The sequence below is a fragment of the Catenuloplanes sp. NPDC051500 genome, assembly GCF_044454585.1.
In the GTDB taxonomy this organism is placed as follows: Bacteria; Actinomycetota; Actinomycetes; order Mycobacteriales; family Micromonosporaceae; genus Catenuloplanes.
In genome coordinates this window covers 155,429-176,145 of record NZ_JBITDX010000019.1, presented here as the reverse complement: position 1 = coordinate 176,145, position 20,717 = coordinate 155,429, and the positions used below count along the sequence as shown (strand labels likewise).

The following is a 20,717-nucleotide window of genomic DNA, read 5'->3' as shown; positions in this document are numbered from 1 at the left end:
GGGTTCGCGTCCGCGTGAGGGTCTGCGTCCGCGTGAGGGTCTGCGTCCGCGTGAGGGTTCGCGTCCGCGTGAGGGTCCGCGTCCGCGTGAGGGTCTGCGTCCGCGTGAGGGTTCGCGTCCGCGTGAGGGTTCGCGTCCGCGTGAGGGTCTGCGTCCGCGTGAGGGTTCGCGTCCGCGTGAGGGTTCGCGTCCGCGTGAGGGTCTGCGTCCGCGTGAGGGTTCGCGTCCGCGTGAGGGTTCGCGTCCGCGTGAGGGTCCGCGTCCGCGTGAGGGTCCGCGCCCGCGTGAAGGTCCGCGTCCGCGTGAGGGTCCGCGCCCGCGTGAAGGTCCGCGCCCGCGGAGAACGTGCGATCGCCACCCTCAAGACTTTGGGAAATCCTGACCAAGCTGCGCTGCTGCCCACGCCGAGCCACCATGATCGTGCGGGCCATCCTCGCCCTGCACCGCGTCGAGGCAAACCGCTACGCAGGATGAAAAAGGCTCAATGCCTGAGCGCCAGCTGCTCGCCCCGGCCTTATGCCGCGTAGCGCCCCGGATCGCAGCAGATCCGTGCGCTGACCTTGGGCTCACTTCGCAAGATCGCGGCAAACGGCGGTGCGCGGGCCTCGCTATGTATCCACATTCGACAGTGGCTCCGTGTTGTCGACGCGTGCCACACATGTCGATTTGGCGAGGAATGGAAGGTGGAAATGTCAATCGCCATTCTAGTGGCGTCGTCTCGAATGGTTGTGTCAAACACCGCATGCTGCACGGCGGTGTTTTCATGCGGTGCACTTTCGCATTCCTCGGCGGGCTCCTCGGTGGTTGCCGGCCGGTGCGAGGAGGGTTTACGGCTGCCGCCGGAAGCGGCCGGGGAACTGGTGTGGTGGCACCCGGACTGGTCGGGCTCGTTATTGGCCGCTGCCGCTGCCGCTGCCGCTGCGGCGGGTGCGGGTGCGGGTGCGGGTGCGGGTGGTGCTGCGGCTGCGGGTGGTGCGGTGCGGGGAAGCCGGTTCATGTCAGCCAGCCCCGCCCCGACCCGCCCTGCTCCGACCTGCTCTGCCCCGACCTGAGCTTCATCCCGGCCGGCGGCGGGAGGTGTCCGGCTGCGCGGGCGGGGGGTCGCCGGACCGGAGGTCGTGGCGTGGTTTCGGTCGGGGCGAAGGCCGTCCACCACTGCCGTCGCGTCGGCATAGGAACAGCCGCGTACCCGGCGCAGGCGGTTGATGTGACCGTGGCGCTTTCCCCAATCGCGGTGCCGCTGGTGCGTCCGCCGGAATTCATCGCGTGCAGGCGAGTGATTTCGGGATGCGGTGCGGTCTCGCATCCCGGCCAAGGTTGCCGCGGTGAACAACTGTAACTGACCCACGAAAGAATCATTCCACGCAATCCCATCCACCGCCGCCCCGAAACGGCACATGATCTCCGCTGAACCGTGCACCATTCGCGATTCATGACCATTCACACTGAAATGAGAACGTCGCTGGCCACCACGCCCGCGGTGTTTTCACGAAGCGATGTCCACATCCGATAAGTGGTCGGCTGCATGGACTGAGCGACGGTAGGAAGGCGACCGCCTCGCCGGACCCAACAGTGGCAAGGGAGACTCGGCAGTTACGCCTCAACTCGGCAAGAGTCGCGTCAGACAGGTGAGGGCTGCGACCTGGCGCCAGTGGGGCCGCTGGGAAAGGATCCACGGCGTCATCCGCGCTGATCTGCGGTTGCTTCCCACGCCTCAGGGCGGCCGGACCACCGCAGTCCCGGGCCGGGGTGTGCTGCGTCCCCCTGGGACATCGGCCAGCACACTACGTGGAGGTATCGGCTCCACCCGGCTCGCGTCGCTGGTACCGCTCGATGGCGTGGTCCCCAAACCGGCCGGCCGGTCACCATTCAGGAACGCATGCCCGCAATCGAACCGGCGCGATCCTGGAGTACTCCCTTGGTTCTATGACACAGTCGGTATCCCCGACGTGTGGCCGCCGACGACGGGACTCGAAGCCAGCCGCGCGCATCGGCACCTGATCTGCGGATCCCTGGCGCTTCATACTATGTCGATGATCGGCGATTGGATTCAGGAGCAGGCGGCTGCCTTCTTGGCTTTCCGGAACGAGGTCGTCGACTCGTGGCAGGGGGTGGAGATGGCGGTTCGTGGCCTTGACGAGGGGACACCCGAGTATGACGGACCGGACGTGCCATGCTTGCAGCTTCTTGCGCTGAGTGCGGTCAAAGCTGACGGTTCCGCTGTCGGAATCAACACCTATCAGGACGATACGGGATTTGGCCTGTGGGTGACGCCGGGATCGATCCGCGAGGGCGATGATTGGAGTCGTGGGTTCAGGCGCCGGGCCTTGACCGAGCTGCCTACCGGTCTGGTGCGCGAGGTTGCGGTCTATCTCGACGCCGACGTTCTTGCCGAGGTCAGCATGAAGATCGCGGACAAAGAAATGTCCTGGTTGCTGGAGAGTCCGATGAGCAATGGTCGGGCAGGCTCCAATGGCGGCGTCTTGACGAATCGGTGCTGGTATTCACCAGCTGGAGTGAGGTCCAGCAGGTGCGATGGGTGCCAAGCCGTGGGCATCTTCAGCGTATTGAATGACGGTCGGAATCTCAGGTATGAGCCAGGCCGGCATTCGTCGTACTCACCATCGGAAGCTGCCCAGCGCCGGTTCGAAGGTCCATGCGATCGCGCGCCGGCCGTGGACCGCAAGCGGATCGGCCTCCGCGTCCGTGACTATGGAACGAACGGCGTCGGAACGAACGGCGTCGGGGGATGCGAGCGACTGGCGGCATGAGCGGGGTGGCGCCGGCGGCGAGCGAGTGGTCAACCGCGCGGCGTCGCGGCAGATGCGGACGGTGACGTGACAGCATCGTCGGCTGCCTGCCGGGGGAGGGCATTTCGCATGCGGATGGCGCTGAACTCACCTCCGGCTGCGACGACCGCGTCGACGTACGGCCAGAGGGAAGTGGTCAAGCGCACCTCCACGTTCTGCCGGACGAGGGCGGTCAGGCAGTCGTCGACGTGGTGCACCTGCAGCACCGCGGCTGTCTGATCGCTGACCCAGTAGCCGGCGGCCGGATCCAGGAGCGTGAAGTGCGCCGGGTCGAGGTAGTGGACGTTCAGGCCGGCCGGCAGAAGACGGGGCAGCCAGCTGTGCTCTACCGCGATCACGCGGGCGGCGGGCGAGCTGAGCAGGACGTGTGGTGCTTGAGGCGCTACCCAGCACACCCGTGGACAGTCTCGGGGCAGCAGATAGTTGGGCAGGTGCTGCTCGTCCACGGCCCAGACCCATTCCCGTCCTTCGTGAGGTGTTCCGGGAGGCGAGGGACGCGGGCTCATCGTGGTGAAGGGACCCTCATCACTTACGTGGAACAGCCTGGGCACAGCGTCACGATATCGGTGCGGACCAGTCCGGGGCCGGCAGCAACCTCCGCTCGTCGGCAGAGGCAGCAGCCGTCGGGCTGGCTCCGGCCGGGCTGCCGGACCCGCTCGGCGCCGGGATGACCCGGCGGGGCATAGTTCGGTGATGGTTGCGGAGAGCCGGGAACTCGTGGTGCTGGCGCAGCGCGGCGACGCTGCCGCGCTCGGGGAACTGCTGGCCCTGCACCGTGCCGGGATGATGGCGGTCGCGTTGAGCGTGCTGCCGCGGGCGGCCGAGGCGGAGGACGCGGTGCAGGACGCGTCGCTGACCGCGCTTACCCGGATCGCCGACCTGCGCGACCCGGCCGCGGCGGGACCCTGGCTGAGGATGATCGTCCGCAACGTCTGCCGGATGCGACTGCGCGCCGCGTCCCCGGCCCACCTGTTCCCGGGCGAGCCGCCGGCGCACCTGCTCCCCGCCGGATCGTCGGCCACTGTCCGCCGGTCCGGGACACCGGCCCACGGCCTCCACGCCGGGACACCGGCAGACGGCCTCCCCGCCGGGTCGCCGGCCCACGGCCGTCCCGCCGAGTCGTCGGCCACGGCGCGCCCGGCCGGGTCGCCAGCGCGCGTGTCACCGCCGCCGGCGTCCGGGCCGGGGAACCCCGAGGAGTTGCTGGAACGGCAGGCATTACGGGACTGGGTGGCGCACGCGGTCGGCCGGCTCTCCGCGCCGCTGCGGACCGTGACGCTGCTGCGGTACTTCTCCACAGTGCACACCTACGACGACATCGCGGCGATCTGCGGCGTTCCCTCCGGCACGGTTCGCCGCCGCCTGCACGAGGCCCGCAAGCAGCTGGCCGGTGCGTTGACCGCGGCCCGGTCCGCGGCCTACGACGGCGCCGCAGCGGTCGGGGAGCACCGCGCGGCGGCGGAAGCGGCGGCACGGGCAGGGCGCGAGGGTACGTTCGGCGCCTACCTGCGTGACGCCTGGCACCCGGACGTGGAAGCCGCGTGGAGTGACGGCCGCCGGGCCACAGGCCTCCCGCCGCTTGTCACAGTGATGGACCGGAACGTGTCCGCGGGCATGCTGCCACGTGTCGCGGACGTCTCCGCCACCCGTGACCTGGTGTTATGGGAGATCGACGTGCTTGCCGTCGCGCAGGCGGAGCGGACCTGCGCCGCGCAGGCGTACTGGCTGATGTCTGTGGATCGGGGCCGCGTCAGCGGGCTGCGCGTCTTTCAGCGCTGATGCGACCGAACATTCCGGCCCCCGGCCGCATCGTGTGGGCGTAAGGAGTCATCCCACGAGAGGCACAACCACATGTCGACTTTCGTTCTGGTCCCTGGCGCGTGGCAGGGCGGCTGGGCCTGGCAGCCGGTCGCCCGGCGGCTGCGCGCGGCCGGGCACGACGCCGTTACCGTCACGTTCCCCGGCCTGGCCGACGGCGACGACCGCGCCGGCCTGCGGATGACCGATGCGGTCGAGCACCTGGTCGCCGTGATCGAGAAGCCCGACCTGCACGATGTGGTGCTCGTCGCGCACAGTTGGGGCGGCTATCCGGTCACCGCGGCCGCGCCCCGGGTCGCCGCGCGGCTGAGCCGGATCGTGCTCTACAACGCGATGGTGCCGCGCGCGGGCGTCCCGGTGACAGGCGAGAGCGACGCCACCGCGCCGATGATCGAGGCCGCGATCGCGTCCACACCTGACGGTGTCGTCCCGGCCGCCGCGGAGTTCCTTCCGCTGCTGCTTCCGGACTCGGGCGAGGAGTTCCGGGCGCTCTTCCTCGACCTGATGACGCCGATGCCTGGTGGCTACTTCACCGAGCCGGTCGACGGGCCCGACGTGACCGCCGCGGGTGTGCCGGTCAGCTACCTGCTCAGCGACGACGACCGGGTGCTTGTCCGGCCCGGCACCGAGTTCGCGTCCCGGCTCGGCCTCGTCCCGATCCCGGTCTCGCGCGGCCACCAGTCGATGCTCACCCACCCCGACGAGGCGACGGCGGCGATCCTGGCCCGCTGACAGACGACCTGCTTTCCGCCCCGGGCAACAGCTCCCGGGGCGGAAAGCAGGTCTGCTGCCGGGCGGGTTTTCGGGGGCGTGACCAGCGGCGGGGCCGCGGCCCGCGGGAGCGTGCGGGCCGCACCACCCGCGGAGTGGGAAATGTGGTGGTGGTGTCTGCTGTACCTGGGGACGGCAGCGTGCGGGATCGATCATGGGGTGGCGGCGCGGAATGCTCAATGGCGTCACCGACGCACTGAGGAGAGCCGCCATGAGAGTCCGCAGATCCGCCTTCGCCCTGTCCGCCGTGACCGCGGTCGCGCTTGCCGGGGTGCCGTTCGCCAGCGCGAACGCGGCCACCGCCCAGCCCCGCGACGCGGTGCAGCAAGGGCTCGACGGGCTGGTCCGGGACGATGGGTTCCCGGCCGGGCTCGCGTCCGTGCGCCAGCCGGACGGCCGGGTGCGCAACTACACAAGCGGTGTCGCGGACCTGAAGACGAGGGCGAAGGTGCCTGTCGACGGGCGGGTGCGGATCGCGAGCAACACCAAGATGTTCACCGCGGTGGTGGTGCTGCAGCTGGTCGGCGAGGGGAAGATCGGCCTGGACGAGCCGGTCGAGCGCTACCTGCCGGGGAAGATCAAGGGCAATGGCCGGGAGAGCCGGAACATCACGGTACGTCAGCTGCTGCAGCACACCAGCGGCCTGCCCGACTACGACACGGTGATCTTCGCGGACGGGATCGTCCCGGTCCTGCACCGGCACTTCGAGGTGCAGGAGCTGCTTGACGCCGCGTTCTCCACCACCGGCGACACGGCGCAGGGCACGTTCTCCTACAGCAACACCAACTACGTGCTCGCCGGGTTGATCGTGCAGAAGGTGACCGGGCGGCCGATCAGCGAGGAGATCACCAACCGCATCCTGACGCCGGCCGGCATGCGGGACACGTACTGGCCGGGCGTGGGTGACCAGCAGATTCGTGGCGTGCACCCGCAGGGCTACCACCGGACCACGCCGGACGAGGCGTACACGGACGTCACCGAGCTGGATCCGTCGCCATCCTGGGCCGCGGGCGCGCTGATCGGCACGCCTGGCGACCTCAACCGGTTCATGGTCGCGCTGATCTCCGGGAAGCTGCTCAAGCCCGCCCAGATGGCCGAGATGCAGACCACGGTCCCGGCGCCGGACTTCGACGCCAGCGGGCAGAACGGCTACGGCCTCGGCCTGGCCACATTCAAGCTGACCTGCGGCGGCGCGGGCTGGACGCACGGCGGCAACGCGCCAGGCTTCAGCACAGTCAACGCGGTCACCACGAGCGGCAAGGCGGCCACCATCGTGGTCACCGCGCTGCCGACCGCGTTGGAGCAGGTCGCGCACATGGAGAGCGTGCTGGACACGGCGCTCTGCAGGTAGGGCTCACGCCGCGAACTCGCGGGTGAAGTCGGGCTGGGCCACCGGTTTGCCGAAGTGATAGCCCTGGGCGAGCCGGTAGCCCAGCCGGTACAGCTCCTCCGCCTGCTCCGCGGTCTCCACGCCCTCCGCGACCGCCTGCAGGCCGAGGCCGTCGCTTACCTGGATCAGCGCGGTCGCGATCACCGCGTGCCGGCCGGCCATCGTTACCTTGTCGACGAACGACTTGTCGACCTTCAGAATGTCGACCGGGACGGTGTGCAGAAGCGTCAGCGACGAGTGGCCGGTGCCGAAGTCGTCGAGCGCGATCCGTACGCCGCGCTTGTGCAGCAGTTCCACGGTCCGCAGCGCCTGGCCGCCGTCGAAGACCGCGGTCTCGGTCAGCTCCACCACGAGTTGCTCCGGCCGCAGCCCGGTCTCGGTCAGCACCGCTCCGACCAGGCCGGCGAAACCGGGTTCGGCCAGCTGGCGGGCCGAGACGTTGACGCTGATCCGCTGCGGCGCGGACGGGCCGTACTCGGCGAACCAGGACACGGCCCGCGCGCACGCCTGGCGCAGGATCCACTCGCCCAGCTCGATGATCAGGCCGGTCTCCTCGGCGATCGGGACGAACTCGGCCGGGCTGACGAAGCCGCGCTCCGGGTGCGTCCAGCGGACCAGCGCCTCCACCGACACGATCCGGCCGCCGGGCAGCTCCACGATCGGCTGGTAGACCAGGTGGAACTGGCCCTCCTCGAGTGCGGTCCGCAGATCCGCGCCGGCCCGCGCCCGTACGGTGGCCTGCGCGTCAAGCTCCGCGGTGTAGCGCAGATGCCGGCCGCCACCGGCCCGCTTGGCGGCGTACATCGCCCAGTCGGCCCGGCGGAGCACCTCGTCCGAGCTGACCTCGCCGCCCTCGTTGCCGGCCGTGCCGATGCTTGCGCTGACCACAAGGTGCTGCCCGTTCGCCTCGACCGGGCGGCGCAGCGACGCGGTGATCCGCTCCGCGATCGCTGACATCGCGGTCGGCGACACCTCCCGCACCAGCAGCGCGAACTCGTCGCCGCCCATCCTGGCCACCACGTCGTCGCCGCGCATCGCCTCGCGCAGCCGCTCCGCGACCACGATCAGCAGTTGATCACCGGTCGCGTGCCCGAACGTGTCGTTGACCTCCTTGAACCCGTTGAGGTCAAGCACCGCGACCTGCACCAGGCCGTCCCGCAACGCCTGCGACAGGTACTGCTCGAACAGTCGCCGGTTCGCCAGCCCGGTCAGGTCGTCGCGCATCGCAAGTCGTTCCAGCTGCTCCGACTGCCGCTGCACGGTCGCGAAGATGCCGGACAGCCGCAGCAGCATCAGCAGGAACAGGATGACCGAGCCCACCGCGATCGCCCGGATGTCGACGTCCTCGGCCTCCCGCCGCGCCTCGACGAGCAGCACGGCCGGCACCAGCAGCGACGTGCCGGTAAGCATCACGATCCGCCGCCAGCCGTGCGCGTTCGACCGCTTCGGGTCCGGCCCGTTCCCGGACGGGTGCAACGCCGCCCCCGCGAAACAGCAGTAGGCGAACACGAAGCCGGCGAACACCAGCCGATCCTTCAACTCGCCGCCGGCCGTCACAAGCGTGAACCCGACGTTCCCGGCAAGCGTCGCCGCGCTGCCCGCGGTCAGCAGCCAGGTGCTCGGACTCCGCCGCCCCGGCTGGATCAACATCGGCCCGACCACAGCGAACAACAACACCCCGGCGGTCGGGTACGCGGCCGTCACCAGCCGCATCAGCGGCGGCATCGACGTGTCCCGCACGATCGGCCCGACCACGAACACCCAGTAGACGAGCCCCAGCCCGGTCGCGATCATCGCGGTGTCGATGATCCCGGCCAGCTCCCGCCGCCGCCGATACCGGGACAAACGGAACAGGGCAATGACGAAGAGGGGGTACGCGCTGAGATAGGCCGCATCGACCAGGGAGGGATACTCGTGCGCGCCGGTGACGACCGCGTCGAACGCGTACAGGGCGTCCCCGGCCACCCACAGCACCAGCCCGGCCGTGAACGTCCACCACGCGGTCCGGCTGGACGGCGGCCGTCGTCGTACCCCGGCCACGGTCAGGACGACCGCGGCCACCCCGACGACGGCGGCGAGCGTCGTGGCCGCTCCACCGGGCAGCAGCACGTAGAGCACCAGGGCCAGGCCCCCACCACCCGGCCACCAGAGCCACGCCCGCGACCGAGTCTCCACGTCCTCCTGATCGGCGCGGGCCCGGCATTCCTGAGCGGGTGCGGCAGCCGGGTAACACGGCCGGTGCCGCGGGCCGAACCGAAGACCAGGCGAATCACAACTCCCGGGCTTCCTCGCGTAGCGCGGCGAGGACCGGTGCGATCAGCGGATGCTCCTCCGCACCCCGGCGGACCGCCGCGAAGACCCGGCGGGTGGCCGCCACCCCCTCGACCGGGCGCACGACCACGCCGCTGAGATCGGTGCCGCGCAGCGCCGACCGGGGCACAAGCGCCACCCCGGCGTCCGCCCCGGCGAGCGCCACCACCGCCCGGAAATCGTCCGACGAGTGCGCCAGCAGCGGCTGGAAGCCCGCGTTCTCGCAGGCCATCACCACGACGTCGTGGCACGGGTTGCCGGGGTGCTGGCCGATCCACGGGTCCTTCGCCAGGTCGGCCAGCGGCACCTCGGCGGCCCCGGCCAGCCGGTGCCCGACCGGCAGCACCGCGTCGAACGGCTCCGCGTAGAGCGGTACGTGCGTCAGGCGTGGGTCGTCCGCCGGTGGCGCACCCCGGTATTCGACGGCGATCGCCACGTCGACCTGCCGGTCAAGCACCATCGGCATGCTGGCGTCACCCTCCGCGTCTTGCACCCGGATCCGGATGCCGGGCGCGGTACCGGCCAGCCGGGTCATCGCGGGCGCGACGACCTGCCCGATCGCTGTGGCGAACGCGGCGATCGTGACCGTCCCGGCCGCGCCGGAGCTGAACGCGGACAGCTCCGCCTCGGCGCGTTCCAGCTGGGCCAGGACCGTGTTGGTGTGGGCGAGCAGGATCTCGCCGGCCGGGGTCAGCCGCACGCCCTTCGCGCCGCGGTCGACCAGCCGGTGGCCGGTCTCCTGCTCCAGCGCGGTGAGCTGCTGGGAGACCGCCGAGGGGGTGAGGAAGAGCGCGGCGGCGGCGGCCGTCACCGTCCGGTGATCGGCCACCGCCCTGAGAATGTGCAGACGCCGGACGTCGATCATGTCCAGCCCATTGTCGCGCAGCGCCGGTTACGACGCGGAGGCCGGAGTGTTGCCGGCCTCAGCCCTGGCCGGCCTCAGCCTCGCTGATCTCCGCCCGCGCCGCCACGAACGCGCTCACCGCGCGCTCCACGTCCTCCGCGGAGTGCGAGGCCGAGAGCTGCACGCGGATGCGCGCCTTGCCCTGCGGCACCACCGGGTAGGAGAAGGCGATCACATACACGCCGTGCTGGAGCAGCCGCTGCGCGAGCTGGTCCGCTCGCGCCGCGTCGCCGATCATGACGGGGGAGATCGGGTGGTCGCCGGGCAGGATGTCGAAGCCCTCCTCGACCATCCGCGAGCGGAACAGCGCTGTGTTCGCGGTCAGCTGCGCGCGAAGCGAGCCCGCGCCCTCGATCAGGTCCAGGACCGTGAGCGACGCCGCCGCGATCACCGGCGCGAGCGTGTTGGAGAACAGGTACGGCCGGGACCGCTGACGCAGCAGCGCCACGATCTCCGCCCGGGCCGCCACATAGCCGCCGGACGCCCCGCCCAGCGCCTTGCCGAGCGTCCCGGTGATGATGTCCACCCGGTCCATGACGCCGTGCAGTTCGGCTGTGCCGCGGCCGCCGTCACCGACGAAGCCGACCGCGTGCGAGTCGTCGACCATGACCATCGCGCCGAACCTGTCGGCGAGGTCGCAGATCTCGCGAAGCGGCGCCACGTAGCCGTCCATCGAGAAGACGCCGTCGGTGACGATCAGGATCCGGCGGGCGCCGCCCTCGACGGCGGCGGTCAGCTGCTTCTCCAGGTCGGCCATGTCCCGGTTGGCGTACCTGAAGCGCTTCGCCTTGGACAGCCGGATCCCGTCGATGATCGACGCGTGGTTCAGCGCGTCGGAGATGACCGCGTCCTCCGCGCCGAGCAGCGTCTCGAACACGCCGCCGTTCGCGTCGAAGCAGGAGGAGTAGAGGATCGTGTCCTCCTGGCCGAGGAACGCGGACAGCCGCGCCTCCAGCTCCTTGTGCACCTCCTGCGTGCCGCAGATGAAGCGCACCGAGGCCATGCCGTAGCCCCACCGGTCAAGCGCCGCGTGCGCGGACGCGACGACCTCCGGGTGGTCGGCCAGGCCGAGGTAGTTGTTGGCGCAGAAGTTCAGCAGCGGCGTGTCCGAGACGGTGACCGACGAGGACTGCGGCGTGCTGATCACCCGCTCGGCCTTGTGCAGACCGGCGGCCTTGATCTCGTCGAGGGTGGTGCGGAGGTCGTCGCGCACGGAAGAGAACACTGTTACAGACTCCAGTCGAGGATGATCTTGCCACTGCGGCCGCTCGCGGCGTCGGCGAACGCGGCCTCGAAGTCGCGGAAACCGTACCGGCCGGTGATCACGGGGGAGAGGTCCAGGCCGCCCTCGAGCAGCACGGACATCGAGTACCAGGTCTCGAAGATCTCGCGGCCGTAGACGCCCTTGATGGTGAGCATCGAGGTGACCAGCCGGGACCAGTCGATCGGGAACTCCGCGGTGGGCAGGCCGAGCATGGCGATCCGGCCGCCGTGCGTCATGTTCGCGATCATGTCGCGCATCGCCTCGGGGCGGCCGGACATCTCCAGGCCCACGTCGAAGCCCTCGCGCAGGCCGAGCAGGCGTTGCCCGTCCGCGATCGTGCTTGTCGCCACGTTGAGCGCGAGGCTGACACCGATCTTGCGGGCCAGCTCCAGCCGCTCCTCGCTGACGTCGGTGATCATGACGTGCCGCGCGCCCGCGTGGGTGGCCACGGCCGCGGCCATCAGGCCGATCGGGCCGGCGCCGGTGATCAGCACGTCCTCGCCGACAAGCGGGAACGACAGCGCGGTGTGCACGGCGTTGCCGAACGGGTCGAAGATCGCGGCGACGTCGAGGTCGACCGGGACGCGGTGCACCCAGATGTTCGCCGCGGGCAGCGCGACGTATTCGGCGAACGCGCCGTCCCGCCCGACGCCGAGCCCGATCGTGGCCCGGCACATGTGCCGCCGCCCGGCCAGGCAGTTCCGGCACTTTCCGCAGACCAGGTGGCCCTCGCCGCTGACCCGGTCGCCGCGCGCGATGTCAGTCACGTTCCGGCCGGTCTCGACGACCTCGCCGACGAACTCGTGCCCGATGATCAGCGGCGTGGTGATCGTCTGCTGTGCCCAGCCGTCCCAGGAGCGGATGTGCAGGTCGGTGCCGCAGATGCCGGTCCGCAGCACCTTGACGAGCACATCGTCCGGGCCGATGACCGGTTCGGGCACGTCGGCGAGCCACAGACCGGGCTCCGCCCTCTCTTTGACAAGCGCCTTCAACGGGAGCGGCTCCTCATCCGGGAACGGGTGGATTCGTCAGCAATATGCGGCATTGCACCCGTCCCGGTCCATCGAGGATTTCTTAAGCCGGGCCGCAGCTGCGCTTCACGCCCCGCGCTCGTGCGGAAGGAGACGGCGATAGGAAACAATCAAGATCTTTCCCGAGGGTACGCGGAAGCGCTGCCAGTCGGACGGCTCGTGATCAGGCAAAACGCGGGTGATCTGGCGTGCCTCGGCGCCGTGCCGTTTCTCCACGACCTGCCAGCGGCCGGCCTCGATCACCGGGACCCGCACGCCGGCCGGCCAGGGGCGGATGTCGGCGGCCGAGTCGCCATCCTCGGACGCGCTCGCGACCAGCTTGATCGCGTCCGGGCGGTAGCGCTCGCCCCGCATGCGCACCCGTGCGGCAAGCGCGGTCAGCGCGTCGTAGAGCGCGTAGGTCGCCGCGGGATAGCCGTGGTACTCGCGGTAGGTCTCCAGCGCGTACACGCTGAGGTGTTGCTCGATGCCCTTGACCCGGGTCGTGAAGTAGGTGTCCGGGGCGTCGGCGATCTGCGGATCGTCCGGGCCGAGCGTGAGCGTGCCGTTGCGCCGGTCGGCGGTGACCGCGACGGCCTGGCGCAGCAGCCGGTCGACCGAGCCGAGCCGAAGTCGCAGCCGGGCGTCCGCGATCGCGGTGTGGTCCGGGTAGATCACCAGCAGCGGCGCGCGCAGCTCGTTCCACCCGGCCGGTACGAAACCGCCGTCCTGCCCGTACTCAAGCAGGGGTTTCGCCTGTCGGGGTGCGGCGGTGGCGATGCCCGGCGTGCCGATCGCGACACCGGCCGCGGCCACCCCGGCCAGAAGCAGTCTGCGTTCCATGAGCGTCAGACTCGCACCGGCGCCGGGGCGGATTGCCCGGAATGCGGGAATTCCGCCCGGACGGTGGATCAGCCGCGGTCCCGGCGGGCCAGCGACGCCCAGTCGCCGAAGCGCGGGACCGCCTCCCAGTGCGCGCTGACGTCCACGTCCTGGTCGTCCTCGGTGACCTGGTCCTCCACGTCGTCGTCGGTGACGATCCGGCGCACCGAACCGTCCTCGCGGTAGCGGCGCTCGTCGATCCTGGTGGCGCCGTCGCCGCCGTCGGGATAGTCCCAGTGCGTGACCGAGTGCAGGAACAGCCGGTCCCCGGCCCGGCGGAACTCGTAGAGCAGCGTCTGCCGGCCCGCACCGTCCAGGAACCACACGCCGGCGTGGTCCTGCCGCCAGGAGACCTCGATGACCGCCTCGGGCGGCCCGTCCGGCTCGGCGAGCGCCACCGCGTACCTGTCGCCGCGGGCGTCCCGCGCGGCCGCGGCGGCGGGGGAGATCGGGTAGACCGGTTCGTGCCGCCGGAAGTTCCACTTCCGCCCGTAGACCACCCGCTCCGCCATGCGCCGATCATGCCGGAGTCCACGCGATGGGAGCGGTCAGCCCCGGCGGCGCGGCAGGCACCGCCGGGACCTACGCATCAGCGCTGCTGCAGGATCCGCTTGTCCGCGTCCAGGGACTTCGGCAGGCGGATGGTGATGAACTCGTTGTTGTCGGCGACGCCCGGCGCGCGGCCGGCAGAGCCGGGGAAGTTGTTGTCGTTGAGCACGCCGAGCGTGTCGTCGTCAAGGATGATGACGTCCTCGATCGTGGTGAACGGGAACGTGAACGTGGTGCCGAACCCGCCGATCCGCTTCGGGTTCGCGATGTTCATCAGGTCGACGACAAGCGTCTTGTCCATCACGCCGTCGCGGTTGCGGTCACGCTTGTCGGCCAGGTAGATCTTCTTGATCACTGCGGTGGCGCCCTGGCCGCCGTCGCGCTCGATCACCAGGAAACGGTTCGCGTCCACCGAGATCGCGTCGCCGATCGCCAGGTTCGGCGCGTCCAGCCGGTAGGTGAGACGCGTGCCTGTGTACGCCCCCGCACGCGTGTCGAACTCGTTGAACCGCAGGTCACCCGCGGTGTCACCGGCGACGGTGCCCTCCAGTAGCGAGTACAGGTAGCGGCCGTCGGGCGACTTCGCCATCCCCTCGAAGCCCTTGCTCGACCCGAGGTTCGCGGTGCCGCCGGTGCGGGCCGCGGTCTCCGGCGCGATCACGCCCGGCAGCGGGACCGGCGGCGCGAGCAGCCGGCCGGAGCGGTCCGCGTGCAGCAGGTACGGGCCGAACTCCTCGCCGATCCAGTAGCCGCCGTCCGCGTCCCGGACGATCGACTCGACGTCGAAGTCCGCGCCGGTCAGCACGCGGTCCGCGCGGACCAGCGCCCACGGGACGTGCCCGTTCGGGTCGGTGAGGTTGACGCCGCCCAGTACGTCGACAGTCGAGGTGCCGAAGACCGGCGCGATCCGCTGGATGCGGAGCAGGAAGTCCGCACTGTTCGCCTGGGTGCCGAAACCGTTGTCGGAGAGCACGTCGAAGGTGCCGTCCGCGTTGCGCAGCACGCCGGAGAAGCCCTGCACGGGCTGGTCGGCCCAGGGGGCGGCGATGCCGTTGACCGGCGCGGTGCCGAGCGCGGCGCCGGACGGCTCGCTGCCGGGCACGAAGGTGAGCGCCGGGAGCGACGCCCAGCCGGTGAGCGTGGGCGTCTTCACCCGGTCGCCGTGGGCCTCGGTCGGCCCGCCGGTGAGCGCGAGAGTCAGAGCGAGCACGCCGAGACCGGCGGCCGCATGGTTGGTGATCTTCCGCATGGTCACTCACCGTAGGAGAGGCCGGTGAATGACCGCCGACATCGCGATGGCCACAAACTTTGCATTGCCCGGCCGGTACTGGCCGGGCGTGCCGGCCTCACTCAGTAACCGTTGCCGCTCAACGCCTTCGGCAGCGTGATGAGGAGGAACTCGCTGCTGTCCGCGACGCCGGGGAAGCGGCCGGCCGAGCCCGGGAAGTTGTTGTCGTTCACCACCGCGATCGTGAAATCGTCGAGCACGACAAGCCCTTCCGGCTGGACCGGGAAGGTGAACGTCTTGCGGAAGCCGCCGAGCCGCTGCGGATTCGCGACCTGCATCAGGTCGGTGACCATCGACTTGCTCATCACGCCGGGGGCCCGGCGGTCGGCCAGGTAGACGCGTTTGGTCTCCGCGTTCGCGCCGAGGCCGCCGTCGTGCTCGATGACCAGGAACCGGTTCGCGTCGACCGCGACCACGTCGGCGGCCATCGTGCCCTCGTGGTCGAGCCGGTAGGTCCAGCGCGCACCGGTGTACCGCCCGCTGCGCGTGTCGAACTCGGTGAGCCGCAGGTCACGGGCGCCGTCGCCGTCGACAGTGCCCTCCAGCAGCGGGTAGAGGAAGCGGCCGTCCGGGGACGCGGCCAGGCCCTCGATGCCCTTGCTCGACGTCAGGTTCGCGGTCTCGCCGGTACGGTCCGCGGTCTCCGGGGCGACCACGCCGGGCATCGGCACCGGTGCGGCAAGCAACCGGCCCTTACCGTCCACATGCAGCAGGTACGGCCCGAACTCGTCGCCGATCCAGTAGCCGCCGCTCCCGTCCCGCGCGAACGACTCCGGGTCGAAGTCCGCGCCGGTGAGCGTGCGGTCCGTGCGGGTCAGCCGCCAGGGCACGTGCCGGTCCGGGTCGGTCAGGTCCACGCCGCCGAGCACGTCCACCGTGCCGGCCGCGAAGTCCGGCGCGACCCGGTGGATGCGCAACAGGAAGTCAGCGCTGTTGGCCCGGCTGCCGAAACCGTTGTCGGACAACGCGTCGAACGTGCCGTCCTTGTTGTGCAGCAGGCCGGAGAAGCCCTGCACCGGTTGCCGTTTCCAGGGCGCCGGGATGCCGTGGATCGGCGTCCTGCCGAGCGCGGCGCCTGACGCTTTACTCCCGGGCACGAACGTCTCCGGCGCGAGCGCTGCCCAGCCGGTAAGTGTGGGCGTGGTCACATCGCCGTCGTACGCCTGGGCGGGCGCGCCCGCGAAGGCGAGAGTCACAGCGACGGCGCCGGCGGCAAGGAGCGCACGGGCGGCGTACCCGCAGAGGTTGATCTTTGTCATGGTCGCAGAGAGTAAGGCTCCGCGGTTAATGGCGCGCGTCATTGTGGTGGCCTTCACCAGGCATGATAGGTGGGTGTCCATGTTCGACAGAGGGGGATCGGGGCAATGGATTATCAGAGCGCAGTGGCGTCACTCTTCCTGCCCGAGGGACGTAACGACCCATACCCGGCTTTCGACGTGCTCCGGGAGCACGCTCCGGTGTTCCAGGCGGACGGCCGGTGGTGGGTGACCACGCACGCACTCGTCAACCGCCTGCTCCGCGACTCGTCCATGCGGATCGCTGACGCGAACGACTATGACCAGTTCTGGCCGGACTGGCGGCAGAACCGCGGCGTCTCCTCGTTCGTGCTGTCCATGCTGCAGACCAACCCACCTGACCACTCGCGGGTACGCCGTGCGGCCGCGGCCACGTTCACCGCACGCCGGGTCAACGCCATGCGGGACGTCATCGCGGCCCAGGCCAAGGACCTGATCGAGGCGATGCCCGCGCGGGCGGACTTCGTTGACGCGTTCGCCTACCCGCTCCCGATCGGCGTGATCTGCGCGCTGCTCGGCGTACCGGATGCGGATCTGCCCTGGTTCCGGCCCCGGGTCGCGGACCTGACAGTGGTGCTGGAGCCGATCAGCACCGAGGCGGAGATGCGGCTCGCGGACGTGGCCGGGCGCGAACTGCAGGACTACTTCGTCGGGCTGATCGCGGAACGCCGCCGCGCGCCGCAGGAGGACCTGACGAGCGCGCTCGCGGCCAGCCCGGACCTGAGCGGGGAGGAGCTACTGGCGAACCTGGTGCTGCTGCTCATCGCCGGCTTCGAGACCACCACGAACCTGCTCGGCACCGGCCTCACACTGCTGCTCGACGACCCGTCGCACGCCGCGCGGCTGCGGGCCGACCCCACGCTCGCGCCCGCGTACGTCGAGGAGATCCTCAGGTACGACTCGCCTGTGCAGATGACCGGCCGCCTCGCCACCGAGGCCGTCGAGATCGACGGCGCCGCCCTCCGGCCCGGCGACTCGATCAACCTGCTGCTCGGCGCCGCCAACCGCGACCCGGCCCGCTACACCGACCCGGGCCGCTTCGACCCGGACCGCCAGAACGTGCAGCCGGTCTCGTTCGGCGGCGGCGCCCACTACTGCCTCGGTGCGCCGCTCGCCCGGCTGGAGGCTCAGGTCGCGTTCCCGATGCTCGTCACCATGCTGCCCCGGCTCGCCCAGGACGGCCCGGCGACCCGGCGGGACCGGCTCACGCTGCGCGGCTACTCCGCGCTGCCGGTCACGATCGGGTGAGTCCGTAGACTGGTGTGTTGACCCGTATTGCCATCAGCAAGGAGTGCGCAGCGTGACCGTCCAGCCCATCCGACTCTTCGGGGATCCGGTGCTGCGCTCGCCGGCCGAGGCCGTCGTCGACTTCGACAAAGAGCTGCGCAAGCTCGTCGCGGACCTCACCGAGACGATGCAGGAGGCGGGCGGCGCCGGGCTGGCCGCCCCGCAGCTCGGCGTGGGTCTGCGGGTCTTCGCGTTCGACGTCGACGACGTGGTCGGCCACCTGGTCAACCCGGTGCTCTCCTTTCCCGACGAGGAGGAGCAGGACGGCCCCGAGGGCTGCCTGTCCATCCCCGGGCTGTACTTCGACACCAAACGCCGGCTCAACGTTGTCGCCAAGGGCTTCAACGAGTCCGGCGACCCGGTGCAGATCGTCGGCACCGGACTGATGGCACGCTGCATGCAGCACGAGACCGACCACCTCGACGGCGTGCTCTTCCTCGACAAGCTCGACTCCGACGCGCGCAAGGCCGCGATGAAGGAAATCCGCCAGGCCGACTGGTACGACCAGGAGAAGCCGCCGACCGTGAAGCTCAGCCCGCACGCCAGCCCCTTCGGCCTGGGCCGATGAGACTCGTCTTCGCGGGAACACCCGCCGTCGCCCTGCCCGCCCTCGACGCCCTGGCCGCGTCGTCCCACGAGGTGATCGCGGTCGTCACCCGGCCCGACGCGCCCTCCGGCCGTGGCCGCCGCATGGTCCGCTCGCCCGCCGCCGCCTGGGCCGACGAGCGCGGCATCGAGGTGCTCACCCCGGCCAAGCCGCGCGAGCCCGAGTTCCTGGAGCGACTGCGGGAGCTGGCACCGGACTGCGTGCCGGTCGTCGCGTACGGCGCGCTGGTCCCGCTGGTCGCGCTCGAGATCCCGAAGCACGGCTGGCTCAACCTGCACTTCTCGCTGCTTCCCGCCTGGCGCGGCGCCGCGCCCGTCCAGCACGCGGTGCTGCACGGCGACCAGGTCACCGGCGCAAGCGTGTTCCAGCTCGAGGCCGGCCTGGACACCGGCCCGGTCTACGGCACGCTCACCGACGAGATCCGCGCCACCGACACCTCAGGCGACCTGCTCGACCGGCTCGCCGACTCCGGCTCCGGCCTGCTCGTCGCCGTGCTCGACGCGATCGAGGCCGGCACCGCGCGCGCCGAACCGCAACCGGCCGACGGCGTCTCGCTCGCCCCGAAGATCAGCGTCGAGGACGCGCAGGTCCGCTGGACCGAGCCCGCGTTCGCGGTGGACCGGCGCATCCGGGCGTGCACGCCCGCACCCGGCGCATGGACGACGTTCCGCGAGGAACGCGTGAAGCTCGGCCCGGTCCGGCCGGCGGTGGACGCGCCCCGGCTGGAGCCCGGCGACCTCCTGGTCGAGCGCAAGCAGGTGCTGGTCGGGACCGCGACCACACCGGTATCACTCGGCGAGGTCCGCGCCGCGGGCAAGAAGCCGATGCAGGCGACCGACTGGGCGCGCGGCGTCCGGGTCGAGACGGGGGAGAAGTTCGCGTGACCAGCCCTGAGCGGCCTCAAGCCGGTTCCTCTGAAATCCGGTCGGGCCTCGACGCCGACCGCCAGCGTCCCGCCTCCGGGTCCTCGGGTTCCGCCGCTTCCTCGGGGGACCGGGGGGCCTCCGAGCACCGTGCCGACCGGCCGCACAACGCGGGCCGGCCGCGTCGCTCCACCGCCCCCGGCGACGGCCGCGGCCAGGACCGGGACTCGCACGGCGGCGGTCGTGCCCCGCGCGGCGGCCGCCCGCCGTCCGACCCGGCCCGTTCCGCGGCCTACGAGGCGATCGCCGCCACGCACCGCGACGACGCCTACGCCAACCTGGTCCTCCCGCAGATCCTCCAGGAGATGCGGCTCTTCGGCCGGGACGCCGCGTTCGCGACCGAACTGACCTACGGCACACTGCGCCTGGTCGGCACGCTCGACGAGATCATCAAGGCGGCCGCGGGCCGTGAGGTCGAGCGGATCGACCCGCCCGCCCGGGACGCGATGCGGCTCGGCGCCTACCAGATCCTGCACACCCGGGTGCCCGCGCACGCCGCGGTCTCCAGCACCGTCGACCTGGTCCGGTCCGTCGCGCCCGGCGCGGCCGGCTTCGCCAACGCGGTGCTGCGCCAGATCACCACCAAGAACTGGGACGAGTGGATCGCCGAGGTCGCCCCGAAGTTCGCCGACGACCCGATCGCGAACCTGTCGGTCACCCACGCCCACCCGCCGTGGATCGTCCGCGCGTTCTCCGACGCGCTCGGCGGCGACCTGGCCGACACCGCCCGCGCGCTCGCCGAGGACAACGAGCGCCCGCCGGTCCACCTGTGCGCCCGCCCCGGCCGCGCCGACGCGATCACGCTCGCCGACGAACTGGGCGGCGCACCCGGCGCGTTCTCGCCCTACGCCGTCTACCTGGCCGGCGGCTCCCCCGGCGACCTGTCCGCGCTCGCCGAGGGCCGCGTCCACGTCCAGGACGAGGGCTCCCAGCTGGTCGCGACCGCGCTCACCCAGGCCGAGGTCGAGGGCACCGACGAGAACTGGCTCGACCTGTGCGCCGGCCCCGGCGGCAAGGCCGGCCTGCTCGGCGCGCTCGCCGCCGGTCGCGGAGCCCGGGTCACCGCGGTCGAGGTGGCCGAACACCGGGCCCGCCTGGTCTCCAACGCCACCCGCGGCCTCCCGGTCACCACGATCGTCGCCGACGGCCGTACCGCCGGCACCGGCGACCTGCCCGCCGCCTCCTTCGACCGCATCCTGGTCGACGCGCCCTGCACCGGTCTGGGCTCGCTGCGCCGCCGTCCCGAGGCCCGCTGGCGCCGTCAGCCCACGGACCTGCCGCCGCTGACCAGCCTTCAGCGCGAACTGCTTGTCGCCGCGCTCAAGGCCGTCCGGCCCGGCGGCGTGGTCGCCTACGTGGTCTGCTCCCCGCACGTGGTCGAAACCCAGGTCACTGTCACCGAGGCAGCGCGCCGTTCCAAGCTCGCGGTCGATTTCGTCGACGCTCGCCCGCTGCTCCCGGCCGGTATGCCCGGTCTCGGCGCCGGGCCTACCGTCCAGCTCTGGCCCCACCGCCACGGCACCGACGCCATGTTCCTCGCCGTCCTCCGCCGTACGGCCTGACATCGACCGTTGCCCGGCCCGTTCAACGGGCCGGGCAACGGCACGGG

The 20,717-nt window shown here is 71.1% G+C and carries 17 protein-coding genes and 1 pseudogene; 9 read left to right on the top strand and 9 right to left on the bottom strand.

Features of this window, described 5'->3' with window-relative positions; translation table 11 throughout:
* Positions 1-320: 320 nt before the first annotated feature.
* Positions 321-474: pseudogene (locus ACIA8K_RS31280) on the top strand (IS5/IS1182 family transposase); the annotation flags it as partial.
* Between the two features lie 1,559 nt (positions 475-2,033).
* The gene (locus ACIA8K_RS31275; RefSeq protein WP_396065727.1) at positions 2,034-2,771 is read left to right on the top strand and encodes a hypothetical protein; all 738 of its coding nucleotides are present in this window, start codon (positions 2,034-2,036) and stop codon (positions 2,769-2,771) included.
* Between the two features lie 29 nt (positions 2,772-2,800).
* On the opposite strand, the gene ACIA8K_RS31270 is transcribed toward ACIA8K_RS31275, so the two are convergent.
* A complete protein-coding gene (locus ACIA8K_RS31270; protein ID WP_396065725.1) occupies positions 2,801-3,361 on the bottom strand; it encodes a DUF6886 family protein in 561 nt (186 codons plus the stop codon).
* 142 nt (positions 3,362-3,503) lie between these two features.
* Between ACIA8K_RS31270 and ACIA8K_RS31265 the strand changes: the two genes are divergently transcribed.
* The 3 genes from ACIA8K_RS31265 (at position 3,504) to ACIA8K_RS31255 (ending at position 6,750) form a co-directional block, all read left to right on the top strand.
* A complete protein-coding gene (locus tag ACIA8K_RS31265; protein WP_396065723.1) occupies positions 3,504-4,589 on the top strand; it encodes a sigma-70 family RNA polymerase sigma factor in 1,086 nt (361 codons plus the stop codon).
* 72 nt (positions 4,590-4,661) lie between these two features.
* On the top strand, positions 4,662-5,360 hold the full coding sequence (locus ACIA8K_RS31260; protein ID WP_396065721.1) for an alpha/beta fold hydrolase: 699 nt from the start codon (positions 4,662-4,664) through the stop codon (positions 5,358-5,360).
* Positions 5,361-5,610: 250 nt separating this feature from the next.
* The gene (locus ACIA8K_RS31255; RefSeq protein WP_396065719.1) at positions 5,611-6,750 is read left to right on the top strand and encodes a serine hydrolase domain-containing protein; all 1,140 of its coding nucleotides are present in this window, start codon (positions 5,611-5,613) and stop codon (positions 6,748-6,750) included.
* A gap of 3 nt (positions 6,751-6,753) precedes the next feature.
* Here the strand turns inward: ACIA8K_RS31255 and ACIA8K_RS31250 are convergent, their stop codons facing one another.
* From ACIA8K_RS31250 to ACIA8K_RS31215, 8 genes are all read right to left on the bottom strand, one after another.
* Positions 6,754-8,964, bottom strand: a complete 2,211-nt coding sequence (locus ACIA8K_RS31250) for a putative bifunctional diguanylate cyclase/phosphodiesterase (RefSeq protein WP_396065717.1) — start codon at positions 8,962-8,964, stop codon at positions 6,754-6,756.
* 94 nt (positions 8,965-9,058) lie between these two features.
* The gene (locus tag ACIA8K_RS31245) at positions 9,059-9,964 is read right to left on the bottom strand and encodes a LysR family transcriptional regulator (RefSeq protein ID WP_396065715.1); all 906 of its coding nucleotides are present in this window, start codon (positions 9,962-9,964) and stop codon (positions 9,059-9,061) included.
* A gap of 58 nt (positions 9,965-10,022) precedes the next feature.
* Positions 10,023-11,216: a glycine C-acetyltransferase gene (locus ACIA8K_RS31240; protein WP_396065713.1), complete on the bottom strand. Its 1,194-nt coding sequence runs from the start codon at positions 11,214-11,216 to the stop codon at positions 10,023-10,025.
* A 14-nt stretch (positions 11,217-11,230) separates the two neighbouring features.
* Positions 11,231-12,259 carry an L-threonine 3-dehydrogenase gene (tdh, locus tag ACIA8K_RS31235; protein WP_396065711.1) on the bottom strand — a complete coding sequence of 343 codons (1,029 nt, stop codon included), beginning with the start codon at positions 12,257-12,259 and terminating at the stop codon, positions 11,231-11,233.
* A 105-nt stretch (positions 12,260-12,364) separates the two neighbouring features.
* Positions 12,365-13,120, bottom strand: coding sequence for a hypothetical protein (locus tag ACIA8K_RS31230; protein WP_396065709.1), 756 nt, complete (start codon positions 13,118-13,120; stop codon positions 12,365-12,367).
* A gap of 68 nt (positions 13,121-13,188) precedes the next feature.
* Positions 13,189-13,671: a hypothetical protein gene (locus ACIA8K_RS31225; RefSeq protein WP_396065707.1), complete on the bottom strand. Its 483-nt coding sequence runs from the start codon at positions 13,669-13,671 to the stop codon at positions 13,189-13,191.
* A 77-nt stretch (positions 13,672-13,748) separates the two neighbouring features.
* On the bottom strand, positions 13,749-14,957 hold the full coding sequence (locus ACIA8K_RS31220) for an esterase-like activity of phytase family protein (protein ID WP_396065705.1): 1,209 nt from the start codon (positions 14,955-14,957) through the stop codon (positions 13,749-13,751).
* 101 nt (positions 14,958-15,058) lie between these two features.
* Positions 15,059-16,255 (bottom strand): esterase-like activity of phytase family protein, encoded by a 1,197-nt coding sequence (locus ACIA8K_RS31215; RefSeq protein WP_396065703.1) that lies wholly within the window; start codon positions 16,253-16,255, stop codon positions 15,059-15,061.
* Positions 16,256-16,360: 105 nt separating this feature from the next.
* Here ACIA8K_RS31215 and ACIA8K_RS31210 point away from each other — a divergent pair, with 105 nt between their 5' ends.
* From ACIA8K_RS31210 to ACIA8K_RS31195, 4 genes are read left to right on the top strand one after another with little or no spacing between them, the layout of a single operon-like run.
* Entirely contained in the window at positions 16,361-17,539 is a 1,179-nt protein-coding gene (locus ACIA8K_RS31210; RefSeq protein ID WP_396065701.1) for a cytochrome P450, read from the top strand.
* Positions 17,540-17,591: 52 nt separating this feature from the next.
* On the top strand, positions 17,592-18,146 hold the full coding sequence (gene def, locus ACIA8K_RS31205) for a peptide deformylase (RefSeq protein WP_396065699.1): 555 nt from the start codon (positions 17,592-17,594) through the stop codon (positions 18,144-18,146).
* Entirely contained in the window at positions 18,143-19,069 is a 927-nt protein-coding gene (gene fmt, locus ACIA8K_RS31200) for a methionyl-tRNA formyltransferase (RefSeq protein WP_396065697.1), read from the top strand. Before def ends, fmt begins: the two co-directional genes overlap by 4 nt.
* Complete coding sequence (locus tag ACIA8K_RS31195) at positions 19,066-20,670, top strand: RsmB/NOP family class I SAM-dependent RNA methyltransferase (protein WP_396065695.1); 1,605 nt, start codon at positions 19,066-19,068, stop codon at positions 20,668-20,670. The genes fmt and ACIA8K_RS31195 overlap by 4 nt, the downstream gene beginning before the upstream one ends.
* Positions 20,671-20,717: the final 47 nt, after the last annotated feature.

Coding starts and splice junctions, on each gene's coding strand:
- ACIA8K_RS31275 (WP_396065727.1), top strand. CDS start 2,034: ATGATCGGCGATTGGATTCAGGAGCAGGCGGCTGCCTTCTTGGCTTTC.
- ACIA8K_RS31265 (WP_396065723.1), top strand. CDS start 3,504: ATGGTTGCGGAGAGCCGGGAACTCGTGGTGCTGGCGCAGCGCGGCGAC.
- ACIA8K_RS31260 (WP_396065721.1), top strand. CDS start 4,662: ATGTCGACTTTCGTTCTGGTCCCTGGCGCGTGGCAGGGCGGCTGGGCC.
- ACIA8K_RS31255 (WP_396065719.1), top strand. CDS start 5,611: ATGAGAGTCCGCAGATCCGCCTTCGCCCTGTCCGCCGTGACCGCGGTC.
- ACIA8K_RS31245 (WP_396065715.1), bottom strand. CDS start 9,964: ATGATCGACGTCCGGCGTCTGCACATTCTCAGGGCGGTGGCCGATCAC.
- ACIA8K_RS31230 (WP_396065709.1), bottom strand. CDS start 13,120: ATGGAACGCAGACTGCTTCTGGCCGGGGTGGCCGCGGCCGGTGTCGCG.
- ACIA8K_RS31225 (WP_396065707.1), bottom strand. CDS start 13,671: ATGGCGGAGCGGGTGGTCTACGGGCGGAAGTGGAACTTCCGGCGGCAC.
- ACIA8K_RS31220 (WP_396065705.1), bottom strand. CDS start 14,957: ATGCGGAAGATCACCAACCATGCGGCCGCCGGTCTCGGCGTGCTCGCT.
- ACIA8K_RS31215 (WP_396065703.1), bottom strand. CDS start 16,255: ATGACAAAGATCAACCTCTGCGGGTACGCCGCCCGTGCGCTCCTTGCC.
- ACIA8K_RS31210 (WP_396065701.1), top strand. CDS start 16,361: ATGGATTATCAGAGCGCAGTGGCGTCACTCTTCCTGCCCGAGGGACGT.
- fmt (WP_396065697.1), top strand. CDS start 18,143: ATGAGACTCGTCTTCGCGGGAACACCCGCCGTCGCCCTGCCCGCCCTC.